The sequence below is a fragment of the Pseudonocardia sp. DSM 110487 genome (assembly GCF_019468565.1).
Classification (GTDB): Bacteria; Actinomycetota; Actinomycetes; order Mycobacteriales; family Pseudonocardiaceae; genus Pseudonocardia.
In genome coordinates, this window is the sequence record NZ_CP080521.1 from 5,036,962 (window position 1) to 5,055,337 (window position 18,376).

The following is an 18,376-nucleotide window of genomic DNA, read 5'->3' on the forward strand; positions in this document are numbered from 1 at the left end:
TCGTGCGGCACGGCGGCGGCGCGCCGCCGGTCACCTTCAGGTGTTCTGAAGCTGTCCTACGGGTGTCGCGGACGAGGTCCTCCTGCCATACGCGAGAGCGCGCAGCAGCCACTCCGCGGGTCCTCGCCTGCCGGTGCGGTCGAGCAGCACGGCGAACGCCATCGAGACGAGCCACGTCGCGACCGCCACGAACGCGGCTTGCCACTCGTCGAGGACGCCGCCGAGGCCGAAGCCCCATGCGCACAGGAGCGGCGCGAAGACCACCGACTGCAGCAGGTAGCACGAGAGCGACCGCTTGCCGACCGCCGTCAGGCCTCGCGCGAGCCCGCCGGGCGACCCTGTCGTCGCGAAGCGCGCGGCGAGGAGGGCGAACACCGCCGCGTACCCAAGCCCAGCGAACAGGCCGGTCAGCAGGTGGAGCGGGGTCGTCGACCACGCGGGGACGTCCCAGATCCCGTGCTGCACGAGCGCGGACGGCACGGCACCGGCCCAACCGACGGTGATGCCGAGGACCGCGGTACGCACGAGCAGCGGCCGATGCGCCTCCGGGGATTCGAGCACGCGACGACGCGCGCAGGCGATCGCAACGAGCACGGCCATCGGCACGGCGAAGCCGAGGACGCCCTGCGCGATCGTCGCGGGAACCCAGAACAGAACCCGGGGCACGATCGAGGCGACGTACGGTGTGATTGCGCTCAGCTGCGGCGCCCCGCCCGCGGTCGCTGGCGCGATGACCATCCCGGCGACCAGGACCGATGCCGCGATCAGCACGAAGACGCCGCCGAGCGCGATGGCCCACCTGTGAAGGGTTCTGCTCCTGCGGTGCAGGAACAGGCCGACCACGACGAAGCCGATGAGACCGTAGGCACCGAGGACGTCCCCGTACCAGAGCAGCGCGCCGTGCACCGCACCGAAGACGAGCATCCAGGCGTGGCGCCGCTGCAGCAGGCGTCGCGCGGACCTCTCGTCCCGTCCGGCCGCCTGCTGCCTCGTGTAGAGCTGCCAGATGCCGTATCCGAAGAGGAAGGCGAAGAGGGGGTAGCTGCGCCCGTCGATCGCGACGATCGCGACGGTCTGCCACACCGCGTCGAGACCGGTCGCGCCGGTGCGGTGCGCACTGACGGGCGAGGTGGGCGCTCCGTAGAGGTACCAGGGCACGTTGGCCAGCGCGATGAGCAGGAGCATGAGCCCGCGCGCAAGGTCCGGCGCGACGGCACGCGTCGTCATCGAGCCTCGCCTGCGTGGGCCAGCGCGCTGGGGGAGAGACGCCCGACGATCGCAGGCGCCTCCTGGATGAGCGTGTCATCCGTGAGCGCCGCCACCATGAACAGCGCGAAGTCCACGCGTCGGGTCAGATTGCTCGCGAGGATCGGGTCGCCGACGTGCCGGCTCCACACGGGCAGGCCCTGGCTCTCGCCCTCGTCGAGGTCACTGCCGCGGACCACGGTCCACCGCCGGTCGCTGGCGAAGATCCGCCGGCACGCCTCCACCTGGTCGTCGACCTCGACCGCGCGCACGAGGCGGGCCAGCCAGGTGACGATCCGGACCGTCGCCGTGAACCTCCACGAGTAGCGGTCCTCGCTGTCCCGGCTGATGTGCCAGCCGCACGAGAAGACCAGGCGTGCGTTGGGCTCGGCCTGGTCGAGCACAGCCTGCGCCGTGCCCGACGAGTACTGCTGCACGCCCCATGGCGCCAGCACGGTCAGCACGCCGTCGCATCCGGCGACCGCCCTTCGGATCACCTCCCGGTCGTTCGTTGGTCCGGGAACGATCGTGATTCGATCCGCGAACGCGGCGAGCTTGCCGACGCTGCGCTCGCGGCACACGCCGACGACCTCGTACCCGGAGTCCAGCGCGTGCCGAACCATGTACTGCCCGAGCTTCCCCGAGGCGCCGACGATGCAGACCTTTCGCATCCGGTCCGTGCCCATGTCCCGCTCCCGTCACTCGGACTTACACCGTAAGTCACGGTAGGCTTACAGTGTAAGCTGGTCAAGTCGCAGCGGGAGGGATCCATGCGCGAGCGCAGCGCGGCACCTGGCCGGGCGCCGCTCAGCCGAGAGCGGGTGGTCGCCGCCGCGATCGAGCTGGCCGACGAGAAGGGCGAAGCTGGGGTCACCATGCGGGCGATCGCCGCCCGGCTGGGGGTCCAGGCGATGTCGCTCTACAACCGCGTGGAAGGCCGTGAGGATGTCCTCGACGGGATGGTCGACTCGGTGTTCGGCGAGATCGATCTCCCGGCGCAGGCTGCGGACTGGAAGGTGGCTATGCGCGAGCGTGCCGCCTCGTCGCGCGCGGCGCTCCGGCGCCACCCCTGGGCCGTCGGCCTCATGGACTCCCGCAGGCGGCCCGGCCCCGCCACCCTGCGCCACCACGACGCCGCCCTGGGCGCTCTCCGTGCGGGTGGCTTCTCCGTCGCGATGGCCGCGCACGCCTTCTCGCTGATCGACAGCTATCTCTACGGGTTCGTCCTGCAGGAGCTGAGCCTGCCGTTCGCGAGCCCGGCCGAGCTCGAAGAGGTCGCAGACGGCATCCTGCGCGACCTGCCGGCCGACGCCCACCCACACCTCACGGAGCTCATCACGGAGCTCGCCATCCGCCCGGGCTACGACTACGGCGCCGAGTTCGAGTTCGGCCTCTCGTTGATCCTCGACGCGCTGCGCCCCGACGAGGTGTAGCGCTCGACTCTGCGGAGCCCCGGCGACGCCCGGCCAGACCGACTCGTCGCCTCACGGAGCGGGGGAGTGGGACGCGCCGAGTGACTCGAACACGGCGAGCGCCGGTCTGGTCGTCAGCTAGTTGTACTGCCCCGAGAGGTTGGGGACGCGGATGGCGGGAGGGCCGCCGATCGCGGTGTGTCCGCGATGATGGTTGTAGTGGTGCATCCAGTCAGGCAAGGCGGCGCGCCGGGCGGTCTCGCTGGGGTAGGGCTGGGCATAGGCCCATTCGTCGAGCAGGGTGCGGTTGAACCGCTCGACCTTGCCGTTGGTCTGGGGTCGGTACGGGCGGGTGCGCTTGTGCGTGGTGCCGGTCGCGACCAGCGCGGCGGCGAAGTCGCGGGAGCGGTAGCAGGAGCCGTTGTCGGTCAGAACGCGTTCGATCCGCTCGATTCCGCAGGAGGCGAACCAGGCCGCGGCACGGGCCCAGAACGCGGCGGCGGTGGTCTTGGTTTCGTCGGGCAGGATCTCGGTGTAGGCCAGCCGGGAGTGGTCGTCGATGGCGTTGTGCAGGTAGGCGTAGCCCAGCTTGGCGCGGGGGCTGGTGCTGTTGTTGGTGACCGGGGCGCTGCGGGTGCTGTTACGTGACCCGCTGGCGCGGCCGTGGATGCGGTGCCCGCCGCCGTCGGGGATGTTGCCCAACTTCTTGATGTCGACGTGCACCAGCTCGCCGGGGTGGTCGTGTTCGTAGCGGCGCACCCGCTGACCGGTGGCGCGGTCGAGGTGGGCCAGGCGAGCGATCCTGTAGCGGGTCAGGACGCGGTGCACGGTAGAGGCGGCGATGCCGAGCAGGAACCCGATGCGGGCGGGTCCCCACCGGCGCAGGACCCGGACTTTGATGATGCGTCGTTCGGTGCGGGTCGGGGTCTGGCGGGGGCTGTGGTGTGGGCGGGAGGAGCGGTCGTGCATGCCGGCTGGCTCGTCCTCGCGGAACCGGTCGGCCCAGCGGGCCGCGGTGCCAACCGAGACCTGGAACCGTTGCGCGGCCGGGCGCAGCGGCCAGCCGTCCTCGACGATGCAGCGGGCCAGCCGCTCACGCCCGAGCGGGGTCAGCGGGGCGTTACGGTGGAGCACGAGGGCCTCCTTGGTCGGTGCAGATGTCGCAATCCACACCGGACCTGGAGGCCCTCCCTCACATCAAGATCATCCGACTCGCGTCGTCCCTAACCTCTGTGGTCAGTACAGCTAGTCGTCGATGACGTCGGCCTGGTCCTGGGGCAGCACGAGCTCCGGGAGCTGGGCGAAGTGCCAGCCGTCGGCCGTCTTGGTGAAGGTCCAGACCACGTCGAACCGGTCGTCCGGCCAGTCCTTCGGCGGCGTGGGCGTCACATCGGGGAAGGCGTCGGCGATGGTGGGCAGTTCGCCGTGCGCCCAGCAGATCAGGGTGGGTCCCGGCTCCGCGGTCAGCTGGTCGACGAGCTTCTCTTCGTCGCCCTTGCCGTAGTCGGTGTTCACCGCGATCCCGAGCCGCTCGGCGAGCGGTGCGACCGTCTCGCGGGTGCGTGCACCCTCACCGTCGTCGTTCGCTCCGGCCGCGTAGATCGCCGCGGGGCGGACGAGCCCCGTACGGGGCTGCCCCGACTGCGGATCGAAGAGATCCGCCAGCCGTTCCGCCCGCTGCCAGCCGACCGCGGTCAGTGAGCTGTCGTCCTTGTTTCCTTGTGCGTCGAAGCCGGGTTCCGAGCCTTCCGGCTTCTCACCGTGCCGGATCACCATCACCACGGTGCCCGGCGCTGCGGTGCCCGACGCCGAGGTGCCCGACGTCTGCGGGGAGGCAGCACAGGCGGCCAGCATCACTGACAGCGCCACCGCGACGACACCCACGAGCACTCGCCGCACCGACCGACCCGATCGCGGCCTCGACATAACCGGTACCACGGTCGTACCTCCGTTCTTGTCGTTCACTCCACCCGATCCGACCGGTTCTCGCCGCTGTCGCGAGCACCGGTGGGAACGAGAACCTCCATCCGATCCGACCGGTTCTGGGCGTTGTCGCGAGCACCGGTGGAGACGAGATGCTCCGCCCGCTCGGCGGGAAGCTCCGGCGGCGCGACCGGCTCCGAGGCAAGCGCCTCGAAGCGTCCCTGCCGGCTGACGCCGGCCCCGGGCCGGTACCGCACGTCGACGGTGGTGTGCTGGCGCCCCAGGTCGATCTCCGTGACCTCGTGGTACATGATCCGCCCGCCCAGCTCGCGCTCGAGGTCCGCCACGAGTGCCGCGTCGCTGTCGTACACGCCCTTCAGGTGGACATCCAGGCGGCGGGACCGGTCGCGCAGAGGCTTGCTGTCGAACACGGCCATGACCACCAGCAGCAGGACGTTGAGGGCGATGACCAGCGCGCGGTCGGCCACGTCCAATCCGTTGATCAGACCCATGACGAGCGCGACGAAGTAGTAGGCCACCTCCTGCTGGGTCACCGCGCTGGACCGCAACCGGATGATCGACAGGATCGCGAAGAGTCCGAAGCCGATGGCGATGTCCACCCGCACGGTGCTCAGCACGGACATCACGACGAAGATGCCGATGTTGAGCGTCACGTAGGACAGCAGCAGGTCCGCCCGCCAGTGGCGGCGGAAGTACAGCACGTAGGCCATCAACAGGATGCCCACGAGGTCGATCGCGAGCTCGATCCCGAAGCCGGAGTACTGCGCGATGGCCTGGCTGATCAGATCATTGACATTCACCGGTCGGCTCCCAACGTCATCCACGGTGAGCGGGTCGAAGGGTGCCGCTCCGGCCGTCGCCGATGCGCGGGGCGGGCAGCCGCGGCAAGCGGCGCTCTCCCCGCGCTGTAGCAGCTCCTCCTTCAAGCACCACATCAACGTAGCGCTTAGAATTGCCGGGTCCACAGTGGTGTGACGAGCGAGTCAGTAAGTGCCGCGCGGACGGCAGGTCAGCTGGAGCCGACGCCTCCCAGCAGGACCTCGACGGCGAGGTCGGCGGCGCGGCCGGTCTCCAGGTCGGAGAACTGGCGGGCCACCAGGTTCACGATTTCGTACAGCAGGGCCCATGCCATCCCGTCCGGCAGGTCGGCCCGGATCAGCCCCTCGTCCGCGGCCCGCCGCAGGAAGGCCTCGACCCGCGCGCGCTGCTCGACGAACCTCTGGAAGACGCTCGACGAACTGTCCATCTGGTCGTTGCTCACCGGGTAGCTGCGGACGACCGCGACGGCACCCTCGACGAACTTGTGCAGGGCCACACCGACCGGCGCCTCCGTCAGTCGGCTCTGGGTGAGGACGTCGTCGAACGCGTCCAGCTTGGCCTGGAACACCCCGCAGAGCAGTGCGTCCCGGTTGGGGAACCGCCGGTACACGGTGCGCCGGTCCACCCCGGCGGCCGTCGCGATGGCGGCGACGCTCGCTCCGGGATCCTCGGCCAGTAGCCTGGCTCCGGCCTGGAGAACTGCGTCGAGGTTGCGTGCAGCATCTGCGCGCATCGGGCACCTCCTGAGCGACACCTACACGCTTCGCGTGTGGCAGGTGTTGACTCTTACGTCACAGGCATGAGCCTACCCCAGGCCAAAGCGCTACGTTTCTGTGGTGGTTCTCGATAGACCTGTCACGGAGGCGGACGAGCCGGTCGAGGACTGCCGCTGACCGCGTCGGGCGGCGCGAATGACCCATGCATCGGAGTGACGACATGTCCGTGTTGGTGATCGCGGTCATCCTGATGGCGCTGCTGTTCGACTTCACGAACGGTTTCCACGACACGGCCAACGCGATGGCGACCTCGATCGCCACCGGGGCCCTGCGGCCCCGGGTCGCGGTGCTGCTGGCCGGAGCGTTGAACCTGATCGGGGCGTTCCTGTCGGTGCAGGTGGCTCTGACGATCTCCAGCGGCCTGGTCGACGAGGCCCGCATCACCCCGCAGGTGATCTTCGGAGGGCTGGTCGGGGCGATCCTGTGGAACCTGCTCACCTGGCTGGCCGGGCTGCCGTCGAGCTCGTCCCACGCCCTGCTCGGCGGCCTGATCGGCGGGACGTGGGTGTTCGCCGGAACCAGCGCCATCCACTTCTCCACGGTGGTCGGCAAGGTGCTGGTGCCGCTGGCGCTCTCGCCCATCGTGGCCGGGCTGGTGGCGCTGGCCGCGACATGGCTCGCCTACCGCATCGCCGCGCACGGCGACCCACGCACGACCACCCGGGGCTTCCGGAACGCACAGGTCGTGTCGGCGTCGATGGTCGCGCTGGCGCACGGGACGAACGACGCGCAGAAGACCATGGGCGTGATCACCCTGACACTGATCACCGTCGGCCTGCTGCCGGCGCACTCCGCTCCGCCGCTCTGGGTGATCCTGCTGTGCGGGCTGGCCATCGCGGCGGGCACCGCGATGGGGGGCTGGCGGATCATCCGGACCCTCGGCCACCGGATCAGCAACATCGAGAGCACCCAGGGTTTCGTGGCCGAGACCGCGAGCACCGCGGTCATCCTCAGCTCGGCGCACCTCGGCTTCGCCTTGTCGACCACGCAGGTCACCGCCGGAGCCGTGCTCGGAAGCGCGGCGGGCCGCCGCTCGGGCACCGTGCGCTGGCGGGTGGCGGCCGAGATGCTCGTCGGCTGGCTGCTGACCCTGCCCGCCGCGGCCGTCCTCGGGGGGCTGGCCGCCTGGACGGCATCCAGTGGCACCACCGGAACCGTGCTGGTCGCCGTCGTCCTCGTCGTACTGGCCGGTGGCATCTACCGGCTCTCCCGGCGCAGGCCGGTCACCGCCACCACCGTCAACGACGAGCCCCTCGCCCGGCGCGCCGTCGTCGCGCCCGCCCGAGCGGTCGCGTAACCAGGAGGAGCCAGCACAATGATCGACTGGGGATCACTGCTCATCGTTCAGCTCGTCTCGTTCGGCTCGACCATCGCCGTCGTCGGGCTGATCTCCCTGGCCGTCGTGGGTCTGTCGGCACGCGGTGCCCACCGCGCACCGGCCTCGGCGTCAGGACAGTCCATGACCGCCTTCTCCGCCCGATCCGGCACGGCCGTCGGCGCGATCTGCCTCCTCGTGGCGGCGATGATCGTGCTGTTCGGGCTCTGGCAGATCGTCGCCTGACAGCGCCTGGAGATCGATCCTCATGACAGTCGTCGACGTCGGGTCGGCCCCCCGGCGCCCCGCGGACCACCCACTGACGCCGGTCCCACCTCAGCCTCTCGGAGGGTCGGTTCGCCGGCAGGTCCTCATGATCATCCGGCACGCGGAGAAGCCGTTGCCGACCGGACCCGTGTCGGGCATCAGTCCGTCCGGGCGGCGGGACAAGCGCTCCCTGACCATCGACGGCTGGCAGCGGGCCGGGGCACTGGTCGAGCTCTTCGCCCCGATGCGCGGCGGGCCGCCGACGGGCCTGTGGCGCCCGGACGCCGTCTACGCCGCCGCGGCGCGGCACGGCCGCAGCAGGCGCTCGATCGAGACGGTCGAGCCGCTGGCGAGGCAGCTCGGACTCGAGGTGGACGACCGCTACGAACCGGGCCAGGAGGCGCAGCTCGCCGCGGAGCTCGTCGACCGCCCCGGCGTCACCCTCGTGTCCTGGCACCACAAGTCGCTCAGCAAGATCGTCGACCTCCTCGAGGAGATCACCGCCGCGATCACCCCGGCCCCGCCGCAGCATTGGCCGGCAGATCGCTACGACATGGTCTGGGTCTTCGTCCGCGCCGGCGACGGCTGGCGGTTTGCGCAGGTCCCGCAGCTGCTCCTGCCCGGAGACCAGCCCGTACCCATCGCCGCTCGAGCGTCGAACACCAACGAGCCGCCGCAAACCCTGTTGGCGGACCACGGCGACCACTGCTAGCTTTCCGGCGGCCGTGCGAGAGAACGAGGAGGTGGTACCCGTGAACGCTGTATCGACATGGGTGCTCCCCTCCGGGGTCACGGTCGGACGATAGGTCGTCCGGGAGCGCCGTTCAGAGCACTCCCGAAAGGCACGGCCATGCGATTCACCTCCGAACAGCGCCTCGACGAAGGCGTACTCGAACGCGAGTTCGCCCTCGGCGAGATCCCCGGCATCCTGTGGACGCCCGGATCCGCATCCGCACCGGCCCCGCTGATCCTGCTCGGCCACCCCGGCGGACTGCACAAGATGTACCCCCGGCTGGTGGCCCGGGCCCGACACTCCGCGGCGGAGGGCTACGCCGCGGCCACCATCGAGCTCCCCGGCAGCGGTGACCGGCCCCGTTCCGCCGCCGCCGAGGAGGCCCGCGCCGACCTGCGCCGCGCGCTGGAGGCCGGCGAGCCGGTCGACGACGAGATCATCGACCGGCTCGTCCTCCCGCTGGTCGACAAGGCGGTCCCGGAATGGCGGGCCGCCCTGGACGCCCTCCTTTCGCTGCCCGAGATCGGCGGGCCGGTCGGGTACGCGGGAGGGGTGATCTCCATCGGCGTCCGGCTGGCGGTGGTCGAGCCGCGCATCTCGGCCGCCGTTCTGTTCGCCGGGAGTTTCGTGCCGCGCACGATGTTCGAGGAGGCCCGGCAGGTCACCATTCCGCTGCAGGTCCTGCTGCAGTGGGACGACGAATGGAACGACCGGCAGATGTCCCTGGACCTGTTCGACGCCTTCGGCACCAAGGAGAAGACGCTGCACGCCAATATGGGCGGGCACACCGGCGTACCGCAGTTCGAGGGGGACGACGGGAACCGGTTCTTCGCCCGGCACCTGAAGTGAGGCCGGGCCGTCCGGCCGGCAGCAGACGATAGGAGCTGTCGACGAAGGCGCTGGGCTTCCGACACGGTGGGCGGAACCGGGGGTCCGCTGGCGGCGGGCAGTATGACGGTTCTACCCTTTCGGTGTGACTGCTGAGCGTGTGACCGTCAGCCTCGATCCGGAGCTGCTCGGGGATGCCCGCGCTGCTGTCGCGGCCGGTGAGGCGGAGAGCCTGAGCGCGTACGTCGCGGGCGCCCTGCGCCTCAGGCGCGACCGGGCCCGCGCCCTCGCCGAGCTCGAGCGGGTTCTCCCCGGAGGGCGGCCGCCGCAGGAGGAGCTCGACCGGGTTCGACGTGACCTCGGGCTCGCTCGCAGGTGATCGGCGGCCGGGTCCTCGACGCCTCCGCCCTCGTCGGGTTCGCCAGCGGCGAGTCGATCTACGCTGCCGCGCTGGTCTGGACCGCGGTCGAGGAGGCGATCGTGCTGGTCGTGCCCTCCACCGCGATCGCCGCCGCGTGGGCGCAGCTGCCCGACAAGGACCACCTGGTGCTCCTGGTGCTGCTCAGCCTGCCGATCACCGTCGTGGACGACCTCGACGCCACCCGCGCTCGCGCCGTCGGCGCATTCGGTGGTGACCAGCCCGAGGCGCACGCCCTGCTCTGCGCCCACGATCGCGGCTACGCGCTGGTCACAGCCGACGCCTCCCGCTACACCGGCCTCCGGGCAGCCGGAGTGGACATCGATCAGCTCCCCTGAACGATCAGGGGGCACCGATTAGGTTTCCGCGCCCCGCCCGTCTGTATGTGTGAGATCGACTCACGGGAGGTTGGCACGATGCGGAAACTGATCTTCGGCATGAACGTGACCCTGGACGGCTACATCGCCGCGCCCGGCGACGACATCGGCTGGAGCGGGCCGCCGAGCGACGAGCTGTTCCAGTGGTGGCTCGACCACGAGCGGGCGTGCGATCTGACGCTGTACGGGCGCAAGCTGTGGGAGACGATGAGCTCCTACTGGCCGACCGGCGACGAGCAGCCCAACGCCACCCCGGCCGAGATCGAGTTCGCGCGGAACTGGCGGGACACGCCGAAGGTGGTGTTCTCCTCGACGATCGACAAGGTGGACTGGAACACCCGTCTTGTCACCGGCGACGCGGTCGCCGAGATCACCCGGCTCAAGGCAGAGGACGGCGGCCCGATGAGCATCGGTGGCGCCACGCTCGCCGGGGCGGCCATGCGGGCCGGGCTGATCGACGAGTACGAGCTGGCCACCTACCCGGTCCTGTTGGGCGGCGGTACACCGTTCTTCGCGGCGCTGGACAGCTGGGTGAACCTGAACCTGGTGGAGACGCGGACGTTTCCCGGCGGCGTGGTGCTGACCCGGTACGAGACGAGGCGCTGAGCACGGCTTGTGCCATCACAGCGTCGGGGGCAGGCCCAGCCATGGTTTGTCGGTTGCGTCGAATCCGGTGAGCTCGGCGATCTTCCCGTCGACGATGTGCAGGACCGCGATGGCGAACAACCGGTAGTCCGGGTCGTCGGGGGTGCGGAGGTACAGCGCGGCGGCCGGCAATCGGTTGACCGTCGTGCTGATACCGCGCCAGTCGTCGTGGCCGCGCTGGAAGAGCCCGCCGGAGACCCAGCCGTCCACCGCGTCCTCGGCCGTCATGAGCACGGTGCCCATGTCGGGCAGCATCGCGAAGCGCAGCTCGTCGCGCAGCAGGGACATCAGCCCGTCGAGGTCGTTGCGCTCATGGGCGTCGATGTACGACTTCACGACGCCGCGTTCGTCGTCCGACAGCGCGTGGGTGGCGGGGCCCCGCCAGTCGATGCGGCGGTCGGGCAGCTGCTCGCGCATCGTCACGCGCGCCCGCTGCAGTGCGCTGGTCGCCGATGCGACGGTCAGCTCGAGGGCGCCGGCGACCTTCGACGCCGGCCAGCCGAGGACGTCGCGCAGGATGAACACCGCCCGCTGCCGCGGCGGCAGGTGCTGGACGGCGACGATGAACGCCAGCTCGATCGTCTCCCGCGCCACCACCGATTCCTGCGGGTCCTCGGGGAGCATCCGGTCGGGGTACGGCTGCAGGTACAGCATCTCGGATCCGGGGTCCGGTAGCTCGGACGGCACAGGTGTGCGGTCGTTGCGCTTCTCCAGGAAGTCGAGGCAGGCGTTCGTCGCGATCCGGTACAGCCAGGTCCGCAGCGCGGCGTGGCCCTTGAACGACTCCCGCTTGTTCCACGCTCGCAGGAACGTCTCCTGCGTCATGTCCTGGGCGTCGTCGTAGTTCGCGAGCATCCGGTAGCAGTGCACCTGCAGCTCACGCCGGTGGCGCTCGGTGACGTGTGCGAACCGCGCCGTGTCATCCGAGCGGACTGCCGCGATGAACGCGGCCTCGTCGGCGCCCAGCTCTCTGGCGTCGGTCATGGTCATCAATCCTTCCACCGGTGCGAGGGCTACCAGAACTGACGGCGTGGCGAAGGATTTCTGATCGGTGAAGCCGCGGCTCCGGCCGTCACGGCTCTGCGATGTCCAGGCTGACCTTGGACAGCGGGCAGCCGACGCACGTCAGGACGTAGCCGTCGGCCTTCTGCTGCGGCGTGAGGCAGTTCGGCCCGTTCATCGCGACCTCCCCGCCCCGGAGCTTCACCATGCAGTCCCCGCAGTTGCCGACCGTGCACGAGTACGGCATCGGCAGCCCCGCCGCGAGCCCGGCGTCGAGAAGCGTCTGGCCGGGCTCGACCACCACGGAGCCGACCTCGTGCACCCCGTCCTCGACGATCATCTGCTGCGGCGCGACGATCGTGGTGGTCGTGTCCGCCCCGCTGGTGTAGCGCTCGTGGTGCACGTGGTCGTCCGGCACACCGAGCTCGGTCAGGACGCCCTGGACCGTGTCCGTCAGCGCCACGGGACCGCACATGTAGTACCGGGCGTCTTCTGACGGCCGCAGCTCGGTGATCCAGCGGCGCACGCCCGCAGCGTCGAGCCGCCCGCGCTCCTGCGTCAGGACGTGCGTGACCGACAACCGCTCCGGGTGTTCCTTCTCCAGCCGGAGGAGCTCGTCGGCGAAGATGACCTCCTCCTTCGTGCGGCTGCTGTAGAGCAGCGCGATCCGGACAGTCATCCGAGCTGCCGGCAGCAGGGTGCGGATCATGCTCATCATCGGCGTGACACCACTGCCCGCGGCGACCAGGACGACCTCGTGCCCCGCCGCCGGGTCGGCGTGGAACGCCCCGGACGGACCGCGCACCGAGAGCCGGTCGCCGGGTCGCATGTTCCGGTGGACGTGGGTCGAGAACCGGCCGCCTTCGACGTGCTTGACCGTGACCTCCAGCCGCGATGCCCCTGGCGCCGACGACGCCGAGTAGGCGCGCCGCACCGGTCGGCCGTCGACGTCCGCGACCAGCGTGAAGAACTGCCCGGCCCGGAAGTCGAAGGAACCCGGGTGCTCGGCGTCTTCCAGCACGAGGGTCACCGCGCTGGCCGTCTCTCGGCGCACCTCGGCGATCCGCACCTCCCGCAACGAGTTCCCCGCCGCGGGCTCGACGGCGGGAACCTTCAGTCGCCCGCCACGCCGCGAGCCGACCTCGATGTCCTCGTAGCCCTCCTTCCGCAGCCCGGACCGGTAGGCGCGGTCCGTCACCAGCCGCAACACCCGGGTGATCCCGGGGATCCCCGCAACGACCTGGAGCACGCGACCGAGCAGGCCGTTCCCGGCTTCGGCCGTGTTCGCCGCGAGGTGGTCCCCGGCCAGCGCGAGCAGGTCCGGCGCCGCGCCCGTCTCGAGATGTGCGGCCACGGTCCACACCCGCGATCGCGTCACGGCGTCGCTGGCGGTGACCTCGGCGTGTTCGACGTCGATGAGCAGCGCCGCGTGCGGGGGCGTCCCGCGCAACGCCATCGTCTCCAGCAACGCGGGGTCGTCGGTGATCGAGCCCCGCCCCCTGACGTGCAGCACCCCAGTCCGCCCCGGTACGAGTGCGGCGAACGAGAGCCGGTCGTCCTGGAGGAGGTTGCGGAGGCTGTCCGCGCGCTTGTTGCCCTTCCGGTCCGGGACGGCGAGCGTCCGGCCGTCGAGGATCCGCGCAACGGTCTGCCGGTCTCCCCGCGGACTGGTGTCACTGCCACCCGACCCGTCCCAGGTGGACAGGGCGAGGAACGGGGCGGCGGCGAGGAACTCGGCGACGCCGGGTCCGCACAGCGGGCCCCCGCCCCCAGCCACGTCGCCCTCGACCTCGGGCGCAGGCTCGGCGGGAGCGGGTGGCTGCCACAGGCGCGAGCGGATGACGGCCTGCGCGCAGTGCACGTACGCCTCGTCGACGTCTACGAACGTCTCGGCACCCTTCTGCTTTGCCACGGAACCGTTGACGCGCAACGTCTCCCCGACGCCCGGCAGGAGGAACAGGAACGACACCGGGCCGTGCGCATCGCCATCGGGCAGGGTGAACGACATCCGCGTGGGCGAGTGGACGCGCACGAATCCGGGTCTGCCGCCGATGAATGTCGTGCGGCTGACGCCGTCGGCGTCGCGGTAGCCGAAACCGGCGAGTGGGCTGTGCGCCAGTACCGTCCGGCAGCCTTCGTCGAGGGCGCTGATCTGTTTCAGCATGATCATCGACGGTGGTCGTCCCAGTGCTGCCTCGACCTGGTCGACCGTCGTCATACGGTGGAGTGCGCTCGACTGCATCGGAATCCCCCTCAGCCCGGTGCCGACCAGCCGTGCCGCCAGTAACCCGCGAACGAGATGTCCGCCTTCGGTACGCCGCGGTCGTTGACCAGGTGCCGCCGCACCGACGTGGCCAGCCGGGACTCGCCCGCGACCCACGCGTAGACGCGGCCGGGCGGCATCGCCGCACGGCGAACCGCTTCCGGCACGACGGCTCCCGGTCGTTGGTCCGCGAGGTCGTCGCGGCTGAACCAGTGGATTCGCACCCCGGGCGGCGCCACCACGTCACGGACATCGGCAGCGGTCGGCACTTCCAGGTAGACCTCCGCGGCCAGCGACGGCGGCGCCTGGTCGAGGATCGCAAGGATGGCCGGCAGCGCGGTCTCGTCGCCGACGAGCAGTTGCGACTGCCCGTGATCCGGCGGCCGGTACGTGGTGCCCATGTCGAAGATGCCTGCCGGGTCCCCGGGCCGCACCCGGCGCACCCACGACGTCATGGGGGAGTCGCCGTGCAGGGCGAACTCGATGTCGACCTCGTCCTCGGCGGGGCGGGCGCGGCGGACCGTCATGTTCCGGACCTGCGGGCGGACCGACTTCGGCATCAGCAGCACCTGGGCCATCCACGCCTCGTTCGACGCGGTGGGCATCCGCAGCGCGGTCTGGCCCTCGCGCGGGAAGAACAGCCGGATGGTCTGGTCGCCGCCGGCCACGATCAGGTCCTGCAGCGCCGGGCCGCCGAGGGTGATGCTCGCGAAGCTCGGCGACAGCGACTCGCGGCGGCGCACCTCGAGCGTGATCATCGTGCGGGCACGGGGCAGCCGCAGCTTCGGGATCACGAGACGGCACCGGGAGACTTGTTTTCGCAGCTCATAGCACTATTGTGAGCATTAGCTCAGGTATTTGCTACTCGCTTTTGGCGCCCTCGAGGAGGACCAGGATGCCGTCGGCAGACCGCCGCTTGGAGCCACGTCGGAAGCCCCGCCAGGTGCGCGCCGAGCTCACGCGCGAGCGCATCCTCACCGCGGCTGCTCACGTTTTCGCCGAGCACGGCTACGCCGCCGGCACCACCAACCGCATCGCCGAGCGGGCCCGCATCTCCATCGGCTCGCTGTACCAGTACTTCCCGAACAAGGACGCCATCCTCGCCGAGCTCCTGATCCAGCACATCGACCGCGGCACCTGGACCGCCGCCGACGCGCTCGACCTCTCGCCCGGCACGCTGGAGGCGACGGTCCAGGCGCTCGTCCGCGACGCGATCGACAACCACCGCGACGATCCCCGGCTGCTCCGGGTGATGATCGAGGAGGCGCCGGTCTCCCAGGAGCTGCTCGACACGATCAGCCGGCACGGGAAGTTGCGCACGGCCCAGGTCCGCGACGTGATCGTCGGGCACCCCGACGTCCGCGTGGGGGATCCCGACGTCGCCGCGGAGATCATCCTGTTCACCGTGGAGATGAACACGCACAAGTTCATGGCCGCTCCGCGGACCGTCCCCGTCGAGACGTTCGAGAACGAGCTGGTCGCCATGGTGACCCGCTACCTGCGCGGGGATCAGTAGCCGCAGCTCCACCGGGCACGCCTCGGCCGCCGGCCGCGTTCACCGAGTCGCGGCCAGCACTGCCGCGAGGCCCTCTTGCAGGTCCTTGACGAAATACCCGGGAACCTCCAGCGACGGGAAATGTCCCCCGGTTTCGGCCAACCTCCATCGGACGATCTGGCGGTACCGCTCCTGCGCCCAGGGCCGCGGACACTTCTCGACGTCGCGGGGATACCCAGTGATTGCTGACGGGACGTCGACCCGGAGTTCGGGGTCGAGCGAGTTGTGGCTCTCGTAGTAGATGCGGGCCGCCGATGCGCCGGTCCGCGTCAGCCAGTACAGGGTGACGTCGTCGAGGACGCGGTCTCGGGAAATCGTCTCGAACGGGCTGTCTTCGGTGTCCGACCACTCGGCGAACTTGTCGAGGATCCAGGCAAGAAGCCCGACCGGTGAGTCGACGAGCGAGTAGCCGATGGTCTGCGGCCGGGTCGCCTGCTGCTTCGCGTACGCCGCGCGGTGGCGCCAGAAATCGCGGGTTTCCTCGGCCCATTTGCGCTCGACCGCCGTCAGCCCGTCCGTCGTCAACCCGGGCGGCCCCTCCGCGAACGTGGTGTGGATGCCGAGAACGTGCGCCGGGAACCTGCCGCCGAGGACCGTGGTGATATTGCCTCCCCAGTCGCCGCCGTGGGCTGCGAACTTGCTGTAGCCGAGCCTTCCCATCAGTTCCACCCATGCGGCCGCGATCTTTTCGGTTCCCCACCCGGTCGTGGCCGGTCTGTCGCTGTAACCAAAGCCGGGAAGCGACGGGACCACGACGTGGAACGCCGGCGCGTCTGCATCCTCCGGATCTGCCAGCTCGTCTACCACATCGATGAACCGAACAACGCTGTCCGGCCAGCCGTGCGTCAAGATCAGAGGAGTGGCATCGGCGCGCGCGGATCGGCGGTGCAGGAAGTGGATTCCCAGATCATCGATGGTCGTGCGGAACTGGCCGATCCGGTTGAGGCGTTCTTCGAACGATCGCCAGTCGTACCCGGTGCGCCAGTAGTTCACGACGTCGACGAGGTCGGCGAGAGGCACGCCCTGTTTCCATCGGCGAGGGTGGGGTGCGGCGCGATGGACCGTCTCTGCCTCCGGTAGCCGCGCCGCGGCCAGTCGCGCACGCAGATCGTCGAGGTCAGCGTCGGTTGCGTGGGCTTCGAACGCTTGCACGTCGCTGGTTGGACGGGGCATGAGACCTCCTGCCATCGCGAGACCGGCTACAACCTGTTGCGAACCGGCTAAGCCGGTTCTAGCATGCCTTCATGCCGGCGTGCAACCAGCCGGTGCTGCCGGGCTACGGGTCTCTGGCTGGTCAGGCGGGTTGCGGTGTCAGCGGAGATCGCGACGGTCGAGGCTAAGGTGGTTCCATGCGTGCTGAGTTCCCTGACTTTCGCCTCGGTAGCGTGCTCGCGACCAGCTTCACGGGGACTCTGTCGGAGCGTCATGGCAACGCTGTGGAGCGCATCCCCACGCCGCAGCGACTCGTCGACTGGCTGACGGTGAACGGCCTGGCCGTGGACTCCTGCACCACCGCCCAGCTCGAGCTCGCCCGGGAACTGAGGGAAGCAATTCACGCCGCCGCGACGGCGACCGCGATCCAAGACGCGCTCCCTGCGTCTGCTGTCCAAATCATCAATGACTGCAGCATTCGAGGTCGGGCCGCGGCCGTCCTGACGCCCGAGGGCAATCGTCAATGGCGCCTCGGCTCGGCTTCCAGCGTAGAGGATGCCCTCAGCGTGATCGCCGCCGACGCGATCAGCATCATCGCAGGTGAACGAGACGGAAAATTGGCCTTGTGCGCGTCGCCGACCTGCCGAGCCGCCTTCTTCGACACCAGTCAAAGTCGCACTCGCAAATGGTGTGACATGAACACGTGCGGGAATCGTCAGAAGAAGGCGCGCTTCAATGCCAACCATCGCAAGAACGGGGCTATCGCATTCGCCCGTTCGTCGAACGTGAGTTGACGCGCGGGCGGCACGAAGCCCAGGCGTTTCTGATCAATCGCTTGCGGGTGGCCGCTGTACGAGTCGTCAGAGCACAGGCATGAGAATGGCGTCGACGATCGCTGCGATGTCGTCGTCGCTGATCTGCTGGCCGCGAACAAGCTGCCAGTGGAGCAGGAGAGCGAGGGCGGCGGAGACCGCGATCGGGTGATCACCTGACGGATCGGTCCGGCCTGGGGGCCGATCGCCGCGCTCCACCGCGTGCGCCAGCACGCCCTCGACGGCTTGGTGCAGGGAGTCGATATAGCGCTGGCGGACGAGGCTGCACAGTTCCGGTTCGTGGCGAGCTGTGTCGAGCAGGGCTGAGAGCAGGTCGACGCGCGAGTAGTCCGTGCTCCGAGTGGCGCGGGTCATGGTCGCGATGAGTTCCGCGCGGAGTTGGCCGCGACCGATCGTGACCGGGACGAGGTCGTCGGTGAGACCAGCGTGGTCCAGCGCCTCGGCGGCAAGCTCTGCGCGGGACCTCCAGCGCCGGTACACGGTCGCCTTGCCCACCCCTGCTCGTGCCGCGGCCTTGTCCATGGTCAGCGCCGGATACCCGCCCTCAGCGAGCAGCTCGCAGGCCGCACGCAGGATCTGGGCATCCCGGGCGGGGTCACGTGGAGGGCCCGAGACGCCGGGGGGACGGCGCAGTCGCGCACTGGAGTCGGGCATGCCAGCTCTCTTCTCACACTAGGACCACTTTGTATCGAGCCTATCGGGGCTGTTAGCGTCCTCCATGAACCCGGAACATGCTTGTCTCGGGTTCTGGCGTGATCAACTTGGTCGTTTGGTGGCGTAGTGAAAGCTGTG

The 18,376-nt window shown here is 69.9% G+C and carries 21 protein-coding genes; 10 read left to right on the forward strand and 11 right to left on the reverse strand.

Translation table 11 applies throughout. The annotated features are described in order from the left end of the window. Positions 1-36: 36 nt before the first annotated feature. Both K1T35_RS23495 and K1T35_RS23500 read right to left on the reverse strand, forming a co-directional pair. On the reverse strand, positions 37-1,227 hold the full coding sequence (locus tag K1T35_RS23495; protein ID WP_220262247.1) for a DUF418 domain-containing protein: 1,191 nt from the start codon (positions 1,225-1,227) through the stop codon (positions 37-39). Next, on the reverse strand, positions 1,224-1,931 hold the full coding sequence (locus K1T35_RS23500) for an NAD(P)-dependent oxidoreductase (RefSeq protein WP_220262248.1): 708 nt from the start codon (positions 1,929-1,931) through the stop codon (positions 1,224-1,226). Before K1T35_RS23500 ends, K1T35_RS23495 begins: the two co-directional genes overlap by 4 nt. Positions 1,932-2,015: 84 nt before the next feature. Between K1T35_RS23500 and K1T35_RS23505 the strand changes: the two genes are divergently transcribed. Continuing rightward, positions 2,016-2,678, forward strand: a complete 663-nt coding sequence (locus tag K1T35_RS23505; RefSeq protein ID WP_220262249.1) for a TetR/AcrR family transcriptional regulator C-terminal domain-containing protein — start codon at positions 2,016-2,018, stop codon at positions 2,676-2,678. Positions 2,679-2,795: 117 nt separating this feature from the next. Here K1T35_RS23505 and K1T35_RS23510 read toward each other — a convergent pair whose 3' ends face one another. The 4 genes from K1T35_RS23510 to K1T35_RS23525 all read right to left on the reverse strand — a co-directional run bounded on the left by K1T35_RS23510 (position 2,796) and on the right by K1T35_RS23525 (position 6,153). After that, positions 2,796-3,791 (reverse strand): IS481 family transposase, encoded by a 996-nt coding sequence (locus tag K1T35_RS23510; protein ID WP_220262250.1) that lies wholly within the window; start codon positions 3,789-3,791, stop codon positions 2,796-2,798. A gap of 111 nt (positions 3,792-3,902) precedes the next feature. Then, a complete protein-coding gene (locus K1T35_RS23515) occupies positions 3,903-4,556 on the reverse strand; it encodes a histidine phosphatase family protein (protein ID WP_220262251.1) in 654 nt (217 codons plus the stop codon). A 62-nt stretch (positions 4,557-4,618) separates the two neighbouring features. Then, on the reverse strand, positions 4,619-5,401 hold the full coding sequence (locus K1T35_RS23520; protein ID WP_255622506.1) for a DUF4956 domain-containing protein: 783 nt from the start codon (positions 5,399-5,401) through the stop codon (positions 4,619-4,621). 209 nt (positions 5,402-5,610) lie between these two features. After that, positions 5,611-6,153 (reverse strand): TetR/AcrR family transcriptional regulator, encoded by a 543-nt coding sequence (locus K1T35_RS23525; protein ID WP_220262253.1) that lies wholly within the window; start codon positions 6,151-6,153, stop codon positions 5,611-5,613. A gap of 203 nt (positions 6,154-6,356) precedes the next feature. On the opposite strand from K1T35_RS23525, the gene K1T35_RS23530 reads away from it, so the two are divergent. From K1T35_RS23530 to K1T35_RS23560, 7 genes are all read left to right on the forward strand, one after another. Beyond that, the gene (locus tag K1T35_RS23530; RefSeq protein ID WP_220262254.1) at positions 6,357-7,493 is read left to right on the forward strand and encodes an inorganic phosphate transporter; all 1,137 of its coding nucleotides are present in this window, start codon (positions 6,357-6,359) and stop codon (positions 7,491-7,493) included. Between the two features lie 18 nt (positions 7,494-7,511). Then, positions 7,512-7,757, forward strand: coding sequence for a hypothetical protein (locus K1T35_RS23535; RefSeq protein ID WP_220262255.1), 246 nt, complete (start codon positions 7,512-7,514; stop codon positions 7,755-7,757). A 127-nt stretch (positions 7,758-7,884) separates the two neighbouring features. Continuing rightward, the gene (locus tag K1T35_RS23540) at positions 7,885-8,490 is read left to right on the forward strand and encodes a hypothetical protein (protein WP_220262256.1); all 606 of its coding nucleotides are present in this window, start codon (positions 7,885-7,887) and stop codon (positions 8,488-8,490) included. 138 nt (positions 8,491-8,628) lie between these two features. After that, the gene (locus K1T35_RS23545) at positions 8,629-9,360 is read left to right on the forward strand and encodes a dienelactone hydrolase family protein (protein ID WP_220262257.1); all 732 of its coding nucleotides are present in this window, start codon (positions 8,629-8,631) and stop codon (positions 9,358-9,360) included. Between the two features lie 124 nt (positions 9,361-9,484). After that, entirely contained in the window at positions 9,485-9,718 is a 234-nt protein-coding gene (locus tag K1T35_RS23550; RefSeq protein ID WP_220262258.1) for a hypothetical protein, read from the forward strand. Continuing rightward, positions 9,715-10,095, forward strand: a complete 381-nt coding sequence (locus K1T35_RS23555; protein ID WP_220262260.1) for a hypothetical protein — start codon at positions 9,715-9,717, stop codon at positions 10,093-10,095. The genes K1T35_RS23550 and K1T35_RS23555 overlap by 4 nt, the downstream gene beginning before the upstream one ends. 78 nt (positions 10,096-10,173) lie before the next feature. Beyond that, positions 10,174-10,740 carry a dihydrofolate reductase family protein gene (locus K1T35_RS23560; protein ID WP_220262261.1) on the forward strand — a complete coding sequence of 189 codons (567 nt, stop codon included), beginning with the start codon at positions 10,174-10,176 and terminating at the stop codon, positions 10,738-10,740. 15 nt (positions 10,741-10,755) lie between these two features. On the opposite strand, the gene K1T35_RS23565 is transcribed toward K1T35_RS23560, so the two are convergent. The 3 genes from K1T35_RS23565 to K1T35_RS23575 form a co-directional block, all read right to left on the reverse strand. Beyond that, complete coding sequence (locus K1T35_RS23565) at positions 10,756-11,763, reverse strand: RNA polymerase subunit sigma-70 (protein ID WP_220262262.1); 1,008 nt, start codon at positions 11,761-11,763, stop codon at positions 10,756-10,758. 88 nt (positions 11,764-11,851) lie between these two features. Beyond that, positions 11,852-13,999 carry a 2Fe-2S iron-sulfur cluster-binding protein gene (locus K1T35_RS23570; protein WP_255622507.1) on the reverse strand — a complete coding sequence of 716 codons (2,148 nt, stop codon included), beginning with the start codon at positions 13,997-13,999 and terminating at the stop codon, positions 11,852-11,854. Positions 14,000-14,034: 35 nt separating this feature from the next. Next, complete coding sequence (locus K1T35_RS23575; protein ID WP_220262265.1) at positions 14,035-14,838, reverse strand: siderophore-interacting protein; 804 nt, start codon at positions 14,836-14,838, stop codon at positions 14,035-14,037. Positions 14,839-14,939: 101 nt separating this feature from the next. Here K1T35_RS23575 and K1T35_RS23580 point away from each other — a divergent pair, with 101 nt between their 5' ends. Beyond that, the gene (locus tag K1T35_RS23580; protein WP_220262266.1) at positions 14,940-15,560 is read left to right on the forward strand and encodes a TetR/AcrR family transcriptional regulator; all 621 of its coding nucleotides are present in this window, start codon (positions 14,940-14,942) and stop codon (positions 15,558-15,560) included. A 39-nt stretch (positions 15,561-15,599) separates the two neighbouring features. On the opposite strand, the gene K1T35_RS23585 is transcribed toward K1T35_RS23580, so the two are convergent. After that, entirely contained in the window at positions 15,600-16,772 is a 1,173-nt protein-coding gene (locus K1T35_RS23585; RefSeq protein WP_220262267.1) for an epoxide hydrolase family protein, read from the reverse strand. A gap of 176 nt (positions 16,773-16,948) precedes the next feature. Here K1T35_RS23585 and K1T35_RS23590 point away from each other — a divergent pair, with 176 nt between their 5' ends. Further along, complete coding sequence (locus K1T35_RS23590; RefSeq protein ID WP_220262268.1) at positions 16,949-17,545, forward strand: ABATE domain-containing protein; 597 nt, start codon at positions 16,949-16,951, stop codon at positions 17,543-17,545. 66 nt (positions 17,546-17,611) lie between these two features. On the opposite strand, the gene K1T35_RS23595 is transcribed toward K1T35_RS23590, so the two are convergent. Next, positions 17,612-18,238 (reverse strand): TetR/AcrR family transcriptional regulator, encoded by a 627-nt coding sequence (locus tag K1T35_RS23595; protein ID WP_220262269.1) that lies wholly within the window; start codon positions 18,236-18,238, stop codon positions 17,612-17,614. Between the last annotated feature and the right edge of the window lie 138 nt (positions 18,239-18,376).